At 72.9% G+C, this 12,530-nt stretch carries 12 protein-coding genes; 4 read left to right on the forward strand and 8 right to left on the reverse strand.

Translation table 11 applies throughout. The features are described 5' to 3' along the window. From CCL05_RS39150 to CCL05_RS39165, 4 genes are all read right to left on the reverse strand, one after another. A partial coding sequence (locus CCL05_RS39150) for a serine hydrolase (RefSeq protein ID WP_158102528.1) occupies positions 1 to 495 on the reverse strand: 495 nt, incomplete at its 3' end. Positions 496 to 626: 131 nt separating this feature from the next. Beyond that, complete coding sequence (locus tag CCL05_RS39155; RefSeq protein ID WP_086565370.1) at positions 627 to 1,187, reverse strand: tellurite resistance TerB family protein; 561 nt, start codon at positions 1,185 to 1,187, stop codon at positions 627 to 629. A 189-nt stretch (positions 1,188 to 1,376) separates the two neighbouring features. Next, positions 1,377 to 3,269 (reverse strand): Ig-like domain-containing protein, encoded by a 1,893-nt coding sequence (locus CCL05_RS47210; protein ID WP_086565371.1) that lies wholly within the window; start codon positions 3,267 to 3,269, stop codon positions 1,377 to 1,379. A 73-nt stretch (positions 3,270 to 3,342) separates the two neighbouring features. Beyond that, positions 3,343 to 4,686 carry a serine hydrolase domain-containing protein gene (locus CCL05_RS39165; RefSeq protein WP_086565372.1) on the reverse strand — a complete coding sequence of 448 codons (1,344 nt, stop codon included), beginning with the start codon at positions 4,684 to 4,686 and terminating at the stop codon, positions 3,343 to 3,345. 268 nt (positions 4,687 to 4,954) lie between these two features. Between CCL05_RS39165 and CCL05_RS39170 the strand changes: the two genes are divergently transcribed. Continuing rightward, entirely contained in the window at positions 4,955 to 6,349 is a 1,395-nt protein-coding gene (locus CCL05_RS39170; protein ID WP_086565373.1) for a glycoside hydrolase family 43 protein, read from the forward strand. 267 nt (positions 6,350 to 6,616) lie between these two features. Here CCL05_RS39170 and CCL05_RS39175 read toward each other — a convergent pair whose 3' ends face one another. Beyond that, positions 6,617 to 7,030 (reverse strand): DUF5994 family protein, encoded by a 414-nt coding sequence (locus CCL05_RS39175; RefSeq protein WP_086565374.1) that lies wholly within the window; start codon positions 7,028 to 7,030, stop codon positions 6,617 to 6,619. 131 nt (positions 7,031 to 7,161) lie between these two features. Continuing rightward, entirely contained in the window at positions 7,162 to 8,013 is an 852-nt protein-coding gene (locus tag CCL05_RS39180) for a hypothetical protein (protein WP_208641714.1), read from the reverse strand. 137 nt (positions 8,014 to 8,150) lie between these two features. On the opposite strand from CCL05_RS39180, the gene CCL05_RS39185 reads away from it, so the two are divergent. Both CCL05_RS39185 and CCL05_RS39190 read left to right on the forward strand, forming a co-directional pair. After that, entirely contained in the window at positions 8,151 to 8,525 is a 375-nt protein-coding gene (locus CCL05_RS39185; RefSeq protein ID WP_086565375.1) for a DUF6479 family protein, read from the forward strand. A gap of 4 nt (positions 8,526 to 8,529) precedes the next feature. Next, positions 8,530 to 9,006 (forward strand): hypothetical protein, encoded by a 477-nt coding sequence (locus CCL05_RS39190; protein ID WP_167409702.1) that lies wholly within the window; start codon positions 8,530 to 8,532, stop codon positions 9,004 to 9,006. Here the strand turns inward: CCL05_RS39190 and CCL05_RS39195 are convergent. Both CCL05_RS39195 and CCL05_RS39200 read right to left on the reverse strand, forming a co-directional pair. Next, complete coding sequence (locus tag CCL05_RS39195) at positions 9,000 to 9,734, reverse strand: hypothetical protein (protein ID WP_086565376.1); 735 nt, start codon at positions 9,732 to 9,734, stop codon at positions 9,000 to 9,002. The two genes, CCL05_RS39190 and CCL05_RS39195, sit on opposite strands and share 7 nt — an antisense overlap. A 131-nt stretch (positions 9,735 to 9,865) precedes the next feature. Then, positions 9,866 to 11,572: a glycoside hydrolase family 13 protein gene (locus CCL05_RS39200; RefSeq protein WP_244204552.1), complete on the reverse strand. Its 1,707-nt coding sequence runs from the start codon at positions 11,570 to 11,572 to the stop codon at positions 9,866 to 9,868. 290 nt (positions 11,573 to 11,862) lie between these two features. Between CCL05_RS39200 and CCL05_RS39205 the strand changes: the two genes are divergently transcribed. Next, positions 11,863 to 12,530 (forward strand): hypothetical protein (locus tag CCL05_RS39205; RefSeq protein ID WP_086565378.1); only part of this gene is annotated, 668 nt, incomplete at its 3' end.

The raw sequence follows: 12,530 nt of genomic DNA on the forward strand, positions 1-12,530 counted from the left end.
CGACCTCTGCGCCGCCGCCGTGCCGTCGCTGTAGCGGACGGCGGCGGCGCAGAGGTCGCGCAGGGTCATGCCGGTCGTGACGTGCCGTCCGGTGATCGGCGAGGTGGACTTCAGGTCGGCCCGCGTGTAGGTGACGCGCCGGTCCAGGCCGTCGAGGGAGCGGTGGTGCAGGACCGCCGCCGCGGCCAGGGCCTTGAAGACCGAGCAGAAGGCGAAGCGCTCGTCGGCGCGGTGCACCGCCGTGGCGCCCGTGCCGGTCGCGAGGGCGTAGACGCCGACGCGGGCGCCGTACTCGCGCTCCAGGTCCGCGAGCCGAGGGCGGCGGGGGGGGGGGGCGGGGGTGCTGCGGCTCGGCTCCGGTGTGGGCCGGGCACTCGTGGCGGCCCGGTCCGCGCGGTCGGTGTCCCGGCCGCCCGTGCCGCAACCGGCCAGGGGAAGTAACGCCGCGGTGGCCAGGACGGCGCGGCGGGACGAGGCGGGCCCGTCTACGGACATGCGTGGTGCTCCTCTCACCGAGCAGGCGGCGGACTACCGGCCCGGCCGAGCCGCCGCCTTCACCGAGCCGGGTCGCTGATCAGAGCTGGAACTCAGGGCTGGGACTCAGGACTGGGACTCAGGGCCGGGACTCAGAGCTGGAACTCCGCCGGAGACAGCCCCAGCGCCGCGCAGGCCTCGCGCAGGACCTGCGCCTCGGCCTGGGAGAAGTGGCCGTCGGCACCGGCGATGACCATGCCGGTCTGGATCACGGCCCTGGCCTCGGTGGGCTTCTTGGCGGTCTTGGCGATCTCCTGCATGGCCTCGGCCTTGCCGTGCTGGAAGTTCATCGTCAGCTGGTCCACATGCTTGTTGAAACGCTGCCGCAGCTGCTCGGGCGGGAAGTTCTGCAGCACGTCGTTGCTGAGGATCATCGACTCGACCTGCTGGCGCTCGGCGGGGTCCACCTGCCCGTCGGCCGCGGCGACCAGGGCGCAGACCGCCATGCTCGCGTCCCGGTACGCACCGCTCTTCAGCTCGGTCTTCAGCGAGCCGAGCTGGGTCTTCAGCACGCCGATCAACTGGGCCTTGCTGCCGCCGCCGGACCGCGTCCCGCCGCTGTGGCCGCCGCTGTGCCCGGCGGTGGCGCCACGCCCGCCCTGGTTCTGCTGGAGAGCCTTGGCCTGATCCTTGAGCCGGTCCCAGACTGCCATGGAGTCACCTCGGTAATCGTCGGAAGTCATCTCGCGAACCCGCTCCCGCGCGCTCACCGGATCAACGCCCGACCCCCGGGCAAAGGTTCCGCAAAACGCGCCCCTCTCTCACCATCTGCTTCTCTCGCCGCCGAAACGGCGACTGCCCGCACCCGGTGACCGGGTGCGGGCAGTCGGGATGGCGTGGTGTCACGCGCCGTCGCGCGAGCGGAGCTTCAGACGCGGGCCGAAGCGGAACGCCACGAAGCCCGCCGCGGCCAGGGCCGCCGCTGCCGCGAGGAGGATGCCGATGCCGCCGGCGCCCGTCGAGGCGAGGCTGCCGCTGTCGAGGTCCGTCGACGTGCCGCCCGTGGTGGAGGAGCCGGTGCCGCCGGTCGTGCCGGACGTGCTCGTGCTGGGCGACGGGCTCGGGCTGGCCGAGGGGCTCGGGTCGGTCGAGGGGCTCGGGGACGGCGATGCGGACGCGTCGCCGGGGACGACCTCGACGGCGAACTGGGTCATGGCCTCGCCGACCGACGCGGCGACCGTGTACGTGCCCGTGCCCTCACCGGCGGTCAGGGTCGGGGCCGTGGCCTTGCCCGAGTCGTCGGTCTTGACGCGGACGACCTGCTCGCCGTCCTCGAAGCGGGGGGCGTCGTCGCTGTCGTCCTCGACCCGGAACTCGACCTCCGTACCGGCCGGTGCCGTGGCGCCCGACTTGACCACGCGGGCCTGGAGGGCCTCCTCGAAGGCCTCACCCTGTTCGGCGCGCTGGTCGTCACCGCCCGCGACGCTCACGGCGTAGGCCGACTTCCGCACCTTCACGGTGAAGACCGTGGAGGCGCCGCCGGCCTCGGCGCGGACCGCGAACTCGCCCTCCTTGCCGGTGCCCGTCTCGAGCGGCGCGGACTGGGCGCGGCCCCGCGCGTCGGTCGGCACGGCCAGCTCGGTGGTGTCGGCACCGTCCTTGACGAAGAAGAAGGCGCCGAGCTTGTCCGGGTCCTCGACCGTGAAGGTGACGGAGGCGTTCTCGACCGGGTTGCCGGCCTTGTCCCGGACCACCACGGCCACCGGGTCCGCGCCGCCGCCCGGCTGGGTGGTCTGGCCGGCTCCGGAGACCTGGGTCAGCTCCGCGATCGCGGGGGTCTTCCACTGGAAGACGATGCGCCCGTTGCCGGAGCGGTCGGTGTTGACACCGCCCTCGGCGATGCCGCCGCGCACCGGCTCGCCGGAGGGCTGCCAGAAGGGGTCCGTCTTGGCGGGTGCCACCGTGCGGTCGCCGCTGAGCAGCCGCGCGCCGGTCACCCGGTCCGCGTCGACGTAAGCGCTGCCGCCCGCGCCGCTGCCGGTCGCGCCCCGGTCGTCGTCCGTGCCGCCGCCACCGCCGCCGCCCGCGTAGCCGGCGCCGCCGCCTCCGCCCGCGCCGCCCGAACCGGAGCCGCCCGCACCGCCCTTGCCGCCGCCGGACGCGTCGGCGCCGGAGGAGCCGTTGCCGCCGCCCGCGCCGCCGGTGTCCCCGGCCGCGCCCTTGCCCCCGCGCTCGGACTCGGTGTCGTCGTGGCCGCGCTCGCCGCCACCGGGGCCGCCCTGGCCCGCGTCCAGGCTGCCGTAGCCACCGCCGCCGCCACCGGCAGCGATGAGCAGCGGCTTGCCGTCGCTGGTGCGGACGCCGCTGCTGTTGCCGCCGACCGCGCCGTACTTGTCGCCGCCCGCGCCGCCGAGCGCGTCACCGAAGCCCTGCACGCCGACCGCGAGCGACAGCCGCTCCCCGGGCGTGACGCCGAGCGTGCCCGCCGTGTAGCCGCCCGCGCCGCCGCCTGCGAAGGGGGTGCCCTCGCCGCCCTGGCCCCAGGCCCGCACGTCCAGCGCCGTGACACCGGCCGGGACCTGGAACTCCTCGCGGGCGCCGGTCGGATCGAACAGCCGGCAGCCGGAGAAGCCCTCCGTCGGCGTGCAGGTCTTCCCGGCGAGGACCGCGCTGCCGGCGGCCGTGGCGCCCGGCGCGCCCGTCAGGGCGGTGGCGGCGGTCAACGCCACGAAGCCCAGGGCCGCCGCGCCGCGCCGGAATCTGGCGCGGCGCAGCACGACGGAACCGTGATCCATCAAGGAAACTCCCCCACTTGTCACAAGCTCCCCCCCAGGGAGCCCGGAAACGCTCGATCAGAATCGAACACAACTAGTGGGACAGCTGACCAAACTTGAGGCTCCTGGTCAACTGAGAATGGTCGATTCCGGGCAACCGCTTGCTGAGTCCGTCATGGGCGTCTTCCGGGCTCACGAGACCGGCCCCGGGAGCGGATTCGGGAGCGGTCCCGGAACCGGCCGGGCAGAGGGCGCGGACGACGTACGTGTACAGGGCGTTGTCGATCGCGTGCGGCTTCGGGCGGCCGTTCTCGTCGACGCTCTGATACTTCATCAGGTTCTGCGCGAGAGCCACCTGGCGCTTGCCGTCCCGGCTGGACAGCGCGGTCATGCCGGCGCCGAACACCGCGCCGTCGTGGCCCCAGAAGCGGCCGCAGCCGGGCAGTTCCAGCGAGTAGATGCCGAGGCCGTAGTTGATGCCGCTCACCGGGACCGTGCGCGTCATCTCGTCCAGGGCGGCCTTGCCGATCAGCTTCCCGCCGAGCAGGGCGCGGTAGAAGCGGTTCAGGTCGTCGGTGGTGGAGACGACCGCGCCCGCCGTGTACGCCCAGGACATGTCGTAGACGCTGTAGTCGCGCGGCGGGTCGATCAGGCCGTACCACGACTCGTACATCCGCGGGTGCGGGCCCTTGATGTACGGGGTGCGCGGGAAGGACGTGTGGCGCAGACCGGCCCGGTCGATGACGTTGCGGGTGATGTGCCGCTCGGCGTCCTGGCCGGTGATCTTCTCCAGGAGCAGGCCGGCGATGACGTAGTTGGTGTTGGAGTACGAGCCGGGCAGCTCGCCCGGGCGTCCGGTGGCGGGGGCCGCGAGGCCCAGCCGGACCAGTTCTTCGGGGCGGATGGAGCGGAAGCGCTCCTCGTCGAGGCTGGCGGTCGAGCCCTTGGCGAGGGAGGGGAAGGCGCCCACGATGTAGTCGCCGATGTGGCTGGTGTGGTTGAGGAGCATGCGGACGGTGATCTGCCGGCCGCGCTCCCCGGGTATGAGGTCGGGGAGGTAGTCGCCGACGGGCGCGTCGAGGCGGAGCCGGCCGCGCTCCACCTGCTGGAGCAGGGCGACGGAGGTGAAGGTCTTGCTGATGCTTCCCACGCGGTGCCGCATGCCCGGGGTGACGGGGCGTCCGCTCTCCACGTCGGCGACGCCGGAGGCTCCGGTCCACCGCTCGCCGCCGTCCCTGACGGACGAGAAGACGCCGTACATGCCCGCCTCGTGGATGGCGTCCAGCGAGTCGCGCAGGGCGGCTGTGTCGAGCGACGTTCCGTCCACGGGCCCGGGGGGCGGCGCGGCCGGGCCGGCGTGAGCGGGCGCGGTCAGCACGGCGGTGGTCGTCAGCAACGTGGTGCCCAGGACGGTTCCGAGAAGCCGGGCGATACGCAACGGCCTTCCCCTTCCTCGGTGTTGAAAAGGTCGGGGTCATCGTCACGGGAAGCGGATGCGGCGTACATCCACCCACGGGATGATCGTTTATCGGCCGGTCGAGGGCGGAGTTGACCACAAGTCGCCTTGATTCCACCGGAGTTTTCGTCCCGTCCGACTCATTGACGCCGCACGTCTCCCACCCCTACGGTCTGGCCGACTTACCGAACTGCGTTCGCAGTTTCGAACGCGCTTCGCTCCGTACCCCCCGACGGAAGGCCGAGCCGCCATGACCACCCCCCGCAGACCCTCACGCCGCCGTGTCCTCGGTATGGCCGCCACCGTGCCGCTCGCCCTGACCGCCGATCTGGCCCTGGGCGCCGGTCCGGCCGGCGCGGCGACGGGTCCGGCGTTCGTGATGGCCTACTTCACCGAGTCCCCGGACGGCCTCGGCACCGACTACGGCCTGCACCTGGCCGTCAGCCTCGACGGCCTGGAGTGGACGCCGCTCAACCAGAACAAGCCGGTCGCCACCCCCACCCAGGGCGCCGGCGGCCTGCGCGACCCGTTCGTGCTGCGCAGGCAGGACGGCACGTTCACCGTGCTGGCCACCGACCTGAAGGGCACCGACTGGAGCTACAACAGCCAGTACATCCACGTCTGGGACTCCGCCGACCTGCGCTCCCTCACCGGCTACCGCAGGCTCAAGCTGCACGACATGACCACGCACAGCTGGGCCCCGGAAGCGTTCTGGGACGCCTCGCGCGGGCAGTACGGGATCGTCTACTCGTCCGTGAACTCCAGCGGCCACAACGTGCTGATGGTCAACTACACGACCGACTTCCGCACGGCGTCCGCGCCGCAGGTCTTTTTCGACCCCGGCTACGACGTGATCGACGGCAGCCTCGCCCTGGGCGTCGGCGGCACGAACTACCTGTACTTCAAGGACAGTTCGAAGCAGACCCTGGTCGGCGCCCGGTCCGCCGGTCTCGCCCCGGGCAGCTGGCAGGTCTTCAGCACGCCGGTGGCCCACGGCGGCACCGAGGCGCCGATCCTGGTGAAGTCGCCGTCGTCCGGCACCTGGTACCTCTGGGGCGACACCTACACGCCCAACGGCGTCTTCTACGCCTGGCAGACCGGCGACCTGGCCTCCGGCACCTGGACGCCGGTCGACCAGCGCCGCTACACCCAGCCGGTGAACTCCAAGCACGGCAGCATCGCGCCGCTCACCGGCACGCAGTACGACAACCTCCTCGCGCACTGGGGGGCACCGGCCTGGAACCGGCTCAAGTCGTACAACCACCCGGACCGCTACGTCCGCCACGCCGGTTTCGCCGGCCGGATCGACCCCTACCCCTTCGACCCGTACACCGACGCCCAGTGGAAGCTCGTCCCCGGCCTCGCCGACGCCTCCGGGGTGTCCTTCCAGTCGGTCAACTATCCGGACCGGTATCTGCGGCACTACAGCTACGAGCTGCGGCTGGACGTCAACGACGGCACGTCGGTGTTCGCCCAGGACGCCACGTTCCACAAGGTCGCCGGGCTCGCGGACACCGCCTGGACGTCGTTCCGCTCGCACAACCATCCGACGCGCTACATCCGCCACTCCGACTACGCCCTGCGCATCGACCCCGTCTCCACGGCCACGGACCGGGCGGACGCGACGTTCCGGATCGGGTACTGACCGCACCGGGCCGGCGACACCGGAGGGCGGGAAGGCCGGGCCGGGCTCCCGAGCGGCACACGCGGGGACGCGACGGCCCGGACCGGCCTTCCACTGCCCGCAATCTGCCACCCGGCGCCCCGCTCCGCCTCCCGGACGGGCCCGAACGGGGAACCGGCCGAACGGCGACCGGCCGGGCGAGCCTGTGATGATGCCGCTCACCGGCGCTGATCAGCTCTGTCGGTTGCCTGCGACCTGATCCACACGACAGGCCCTGGGTCAGGGGCGTCAGGCGTCCTGGGTGACGGCCTGCTCCATGAGCGCGGCCGCTTCCGCCTCCGCGGTCGCGGGCGGCACCACTTGCAGGTCCCAGCGGCCCCGGCCGGGCGTGAGCAGGCAGACCGTGTCCGGGGTGGCCGGCGACTCCCTGCGGCCCACGTGGACCTCACGGCCGGCGACGTCCAGCCGCTCCGGGCAGGGCAGCCAGGTGTCCCCGTGGACCAGGACGCTGCTGACCCGGCCCCAGGCGCGCGGCAGCACGGCCAGCAGCCCGGGCAGCTCCGCGGCCAGGTCGTACGAGCGGGGCCACCACGCCCCGTCGATACGGCGGGCCGTGCGGCCGAGGCGGGGCTGGGCCGCGAGCCTCAGCCGGACCTCGGAGGGTGCCGGGAGGGGCGGCGGGGGCGAGGAGGCGGACGTCATCAGGGCTCCTGCTGCGACGGGGGCGTGGCCAGGAGACCGTCGGCCACCGGTTCCGGCATACCCGCGGTACTTCAACGGTACCCCGCGGGGCGGTACGGGGGCCGGGGCCCGCCCGTACCGCCCGGTGTCGGTCAGAGGCCGTAGCGGCTCTTCAGATGGCGCCAGAAGTCACGCGCCATCCACTTGTCGAACTCCGTGATCTGTGTGGCGCTGCCCGCCTTCATCAGGAAGCAGCACTGGCCGGTCGGCGACCAGTCGTAGAAGTCGTCGAGGCCGAAGGTGTGGCCGACCTCGTGCAGGTAGATGTGGATGTTCTCCTGGTTCAGGGCGCCGGTGAAGTACTCCTGGCCCATGCGCTGGCCCCAGTCGCCGCCCGCGCCGCCGCCGAAGCCCTTGGTCAGCCACAGTGACTGGTCGTAGTGGCGGGCGGCGCCGCCCGGGCACTTCGAGTAGTTGCCGTCCTGGTGGAAGAAGCGGCCGCAGTCCGGGGCGCACTGCGGGGCGCCGCCGCTGTCGAGGATGCCGGTGTAGATGTCGACGGAGTTGTCGGTCCACTGGAGGGTGGAGCGGTCCTTCACCGCCCAGCCGACGATGTTGACGGGCACAGTGGTGTACGGCCAGGCGTTGTGCCCCTTGCCGTTCTCGGTCATGGCCGTCATCCACTTGCCGAACTGCTTCTTCAGCGCCGCGTGGATCCGGTCGCGCAGGGCGGCGCTGACGGGGGCGTCGGACTCCCAGCGGACGCAGTAGTTGACGCTGCCGCGGTTGGCCATGACCTGGTCCCAGCCGTAGTTGCGGAAGCCGTACAGGTTGTCGTAGGTCGACTCGACGTGGTTCCACACCTCGTTCAGGGGCTGGACGAGGTTCGCGGGCGGGTTCCACTCGTCGGCGGCCTGCGCCTTGCCGCTCGCCATGCCGGGGGTGGCGAACGCCGCCGCCAGGACGGCGAGCACGGTGAGCAGCCGTGCGAGGTGTCTGCGCATGGTGATCTCCCTCGTGTGGGGGACGGGGTATCACCGGCAGGTCGTCACAGGGCCCGGGAAGGTTGCCCGCATCACCGGGATGCTCATCTGTGGATATTGCGGGCGCTTTATCGCATTGCGTCGGCGATAATCGGAGCATGACTACGGCAACGTATGAATGGCTGGCGGCTTCGCCGGATCACGCGATCGCCGTGACCCTCGCCTTCGTCGGCGGGGCGATCATCGCCCTCGCGCTGATCTGGGCCGTGCTGGTCGGGATGCGCGTCATGGACAAGGACACGCACCACCCGAGCCCCGAGGAGCAGCCGCACCTCCCGGACGGCGGGCCGGTCCGCGAGATGCGGGAGATGCGGGAGCCCGACGAGATGCCGGTCGTGACGCGCGACGGCGAGCGGCTCCTGCCCCATGAGCTGCACCACGCGAGCACCAGGACGGGCAAGGACCAGAAACCCCGCCGTTGGCTGCCCGGATCCAGCGGCTCCTTCGGCGGCGGCGGCCTCGGCCACACATGAGGCCATGAGACGCGCACGCTGGGCGACGGGCGCGGCGGTACTGCCGCTCGCCCTGGCCGCCGTGCTCACCGGCTGCGGCGGCGACAGCCCCGAGGACGCCGCCCGCAAGGCGGAGTCGGCGGTCGGGTCGTACGCCTCGCGGGCCTCCGAGGCGGTGGAGTCGGCCACTGCGGAGGCCGGACGCCGGCTGGACGACATCCGGGGCGGCATCGACGTCAAGGGCGATGTGAAGGCCGGCCGGCCCACCGTCGGCTCCGACGGCCGGGCCCGGGCCGAGGTCACCGTCACCAACACCGACGATTCGGAACGGTCCTTCGCCGTCCAGGTCGATTTCACCGACGCCGGGGGCCGGCTGACCGACACGGTCATCGTCACGGTGGACCACGTGCAGGCGGGCGACACCGCCACGGCCACCGCCCGCAGCACCCATGACCTGTCCGGCCAGGTCCGGGCCGAGGTGCCCCGGGCCGTGCGCTACTGACCGGCGCCGGCGTCCGCCACCGAGATGTCGATCTGCTCGCTCATGGCGCTCACCCCGTTCAGCGTGGCGACCGCCTGGAGCCGGTTGGCGCCCGCCGGGAGCGCCCTGGGGGTGCAGGCCCAGGTGCCGTCGGGGGCGGCGGTGGTCGCGCAGGCCTCGCGGTCGTCCTTGTCGCGGACGGTGACCCGGGCGCCCGGGTGGGCCGTACCGGCGATCCGCGGCCGGACGTCCAGCGCCACGCCGGACAGCGGGCTGGTCAGCGTCGGCCCGGCCAGGCCCACGGTCACGGCGCACCGGCCGGCCGCCTGCCGTACCCCGGCCGCGTCGGTGATCCGCAGGGCGCAGCCGCGCAGCCGCGTGCCGGGCACGGCGTCCGCGGGGACCGCGAGCACGAAGGGGAAGGCACGGCCCTGCCACGACTGCCCGGCCGCGTCGCCGGTGACCGTGTACGTCCCGCTGCGGCCGTCGGCGGCGACCCGGCCGAGGTAGCCGGGCGCGTCGAGCGGCGTGGCCGTCACCCGGGTGCCCCGGGGCGCCGTCAGGGTCAGCGTGGCGCCCGGCGCCGCTCCCTGGGGGCCCGTGACGTCGAGGATGCCCTCCCGGCCGGGTGCGATGGTCGCGGCACCCCACGGCTCACCGTCCCCGGCCGCCGCCGACGGGCCGGGCCACGCGAGCACCCCGGCGACGACGGCCCCCGCCACGGCTGCTGTCTTCCTGGACCTGTTCATGGCGGGCGGGGCTCCCTGTGCGGACGTCGACGGCACTCTGCCAGCGATTCTCGCGGGGCGTTCCCGCAGGTGGCGCGTGCTGCTGGGCCGTGCGGGTGGTACGGCCCCGGGGGCTCGCCCCGGGGCCGGGGCTAACGCCCGAGCCACACCGTCGTGTCCGGCCCGAGCCGGCCGTCCTCCAGGGGGGCGCTGCTCAGCAGGACCTCGCCGGCCGGCAGCGGGACCGGCGTGCCGGACAGGTTCGTCACGCACCGCCAGCCTTCGCAGCGGTCGAACTGCAGGACGCCGTCCGGGGCGTCCTGCGCCCAGGTCAGCTCCTCGCCGTCGAGCAGTTTGCGGCGCAGCCTGAGGGCCGTGCGGTACAGCTCCAGGGTCGAGCCCTCGACGCCGTCCTGCGCCTCGACGGCGTAGGCGGCGAAGCCGGGCGGCTGCGGCAGCCAGGCGCCGCCCGGCCCGAAGCCGTACGACGGTCCGGTCGTCGTCCACGGCAGCGGCACCCGGCAGCCGTCGCGGCCCTTGCGGACGTGGCCCGTCTGCTCCCAGATCGGGTCCTGGAGCACCTCGGTGGGCAGGTCGGCGACCTCGGGCAGGCCGAGTTCCTCGCCCTGGTAGACGTAGGCGGAGCCGGGCAGCGCCAGCATCAGCAGGGTGGCCGCCCGGGCCCGGCGCAGTCCGGCCGCCTCGTCGACGGCCGGGGCGTGACCGCCGGAGAGCAGCCAGGCGTTCTCGTCGGTGCCGGGCGGGAGCATCAGGCGGGATGCGTGGCGGACGACGTCGTGGTTGGACAGCACCCAGGTGGCCGAGGCGCCGGCCGCGCGGGCGGTGGCGAGCGAGCCGGTGATGATCTGCCGCAGTTCGTCCGCGTCCCAGCCGGCCTCCAGGTACTCGAAGTTGAAGGCCTGGCCGAGCTCGTCCGGGCGGGCGTACAGCGCGCGCCGGGCGCCGGGCACCCATGCCTCGGCGATGGCCATGCGGGGCGGCCGGTAGGCGTCCAGGATCTTGCGCCAGTCGCGGTAGATCTCGTGCACGTCGTCGCGGTCGTAGAACGGGTGCGTGCCGGGCGGCATCGCGGTGAGGGCGGCCTCGCGGCTCAGCTCGGGCGCGCCGAGGTCGCGCAGCGGTTCGCTCAGGTCCTTGACGAGGGCGTGGGCGACGTCGACGCGGAAGCCGTCGACCCCGCGGTCGGACCAGAAGCGCAGGGTGGTGCGGTAGTCGGCGCGGACCTCCTGGTTCTCCCAGTTGAGGTCGGGCTGCTCGGGGGCGAACAGGTGCAGGTACCACTGGCCGTCGGGCACCCGTTTCCAGGCGCTGCCGCCGAAGACGGACTGCCAGTCGGTGGGCGGGAGCTCGCCCTGCTCGCCGCGGCCGTCGCGGAAGACGTACCGGTCGCGGGCCGCCGAGCCGGGCCCGGAGCGCAGGGCCTCCTGGAACCAGACGTGCTGGTGCGAGGAGTGGTTGGGCACGATGTCGACGACGACCTTCAGACCGAGCCGGTGGGCCTCGGCGACCAGGGCGTCGAAGTCGTCGAGGGTGCCCAGACGCGGGTCGACGTCCCTGGGGTCGGCGACGTCGTAGCCGCCGTCGGCCAGCTCGGACGGGTAGAACGGGCTCAGCCACAGGGCGTCCACGCCGAGGGCGGCGAGGTGACCGAGGCGGCGGGTGATGCCGCGCAGGTCGCCGAGGCCGTCACCGTCGGCGTCGGCGAAGCTGCGGGGATAGACCTGGTAGACGACGGCCTGGCGCCACCAGTCGGGGTCCCGGGACGACAGGTCGAGGGTGGAGCGATCGGTCACGCGGTCTCCTTGTGCGGGGCGTACGGGCGGCGGAATCGACGACATCGACAGCATTGAATCTGTCCAGAATGCCGGAAAGAGGAACCATCGCGCCGATCGGAGTGATCCATTCCTGCTGTGATGGAAGTGTGATGGTGGAGTAACTCCCTTTGCATACCCGCAGGTTGACAGCCTGCTGCGGCACGGCCACGATGGGGGCGCACTGAGGCACATGTGACCAATGAGTCCAGTGTTTCTTCGACCACTCACCCTCCGGTGCGGCCCCGGCAGCCGTGCGCCGCGCGCTGCCCGCCTGCCGTCACCCGGGTTCGGCACAGCCAAGAAATGGGATCCGCATGTCCATAGCGAGACGTGTCACCGCGCGACGCCTGCTGGGGACGGGCGCCGCGGCCCTCGCCCTCTGCGCCGCCTCCGCCACCACCGCGTTCGCCACCGGTACGCCCGGTGGCGACGGCTGGTCGTCCGGCGGCACCTACAAGCCCGGGACCGGCGCGGGCACGGAGACCGGGACCGACCGCTGCCAGTTCTCGCTCGACGGCTCGAACTTCTTCGACTCGGTGAAGGTCGACGACCAGAACCTGAAGCCGACCGAGGACGGCAAGGTCCACATCAAGGTCCGCACGGCCGGCGACGCCGCCACGTGTACGGCCTCCCTGGCCTCCTACCTCGCGCACGGCGCGACCTTCGCGACCTCCGGCGAGCAGGTGTTCGTCGACTTCGACACGGTGACGGTCAAGCCGGGCGGCACCGACTCGCTCGACATCGCCATCCCCGACAAGGGCTGCTTCGGGCAGATCGACCTCTACCGGGGCGCGGTGAAGTTCGACGGCGAGCTCGACGCGAAGGACGGCTTCGAGCACGGCGAGCTGCCCAAGGGCCCGGACCGCCCGGTCATCAAGGACAAGCTGATCGCGGGCTGGAACGGCGGCACGAAGGAGTGCGAGCTCACGCCTCCGCCTGCTCAGTCTCAGCCCCCGTCCACCCCGCCCGCGAGCCCCTCGGA

It is taken from the genome of Streptomyces africanus (assembly GCF_002150735.1).
Classification (GTDB): domain Bacteria; phylum Actinomycetota; class Actinomycetes; order Streptomycetales; family Streptomycetaceae; genus Streptomyces; species Streptomyces africanus.

Excerpts from the sequence above, each read along its gene's own strand:
- CCL05_RS39200 (WP_244204552.1), bottom strand. The coding sequence starts at position 11,572 with ATGTCGTCGATTCCGCCGCCCGTACGCCCCGCACAAGGAGACCGCGTG.
- CCL05_RS39195 (WP_086565376.1), bottom strand. The coding sequence starts at position 9,734 with ATGAACAGGTCCAGGAAGACAGCAGCCGTGGCGGGGGCCGTCGTCGCC.
- CCL05_RS39180 (WP_208641714.1), bottom strand. The coding sequence starts at position 8,013 with ATGCGCAGACACCTCGCACGGCTGCTCACCGTGCTCGCCGTCCTGGCG.
- CCL05_RS39190 (WP_167409702.1), top strand. The coding sequence starts at position 8,530 with ATGAGACGCGCACGCTGGGCGACGGGCGCGGCGGTACTGCCGCTCGCC.
- CCL05_RS39175 (WP_086565374.1), bottom strand. The coding sequence starts at position 7,030 with ATGACGTCCGCCTCCTCGCCCCCGCCGCCCCTCCCGGCACCCTCCGAG.
- CCL05_RS39155 (WP_086565370.1), bottom strand. The coding sequence starts at position 1,187 with ATGGCAGTCTGGGACCGGCTCAAGGATCAGGCCAAGGCTCTCCAGCAG.
- CCL05_RS39185 (WP_086565375.1), top strand. The coding sequence starts at position 8,151 with ATGACTACGGCAACGTATGAATGGCTGGCGGCTTCGCCGGATCACGCG.
- CCL05_RS39170 (WP_086565373.1), top strand. The coding sequence starts at position 4,955 with ATGACCACCCCCCGCAGACCCTCACGCCGCCGTGTCCTCGGTATGGCC.
- CCL05_RS47210 (WP_086565371.1), bottom strand. The coding sequence starts at position 3,269 with ATGGATCACGGTTCCGTCGTGCTGCGCCGCGCCAGATTCCGGCGCGGC.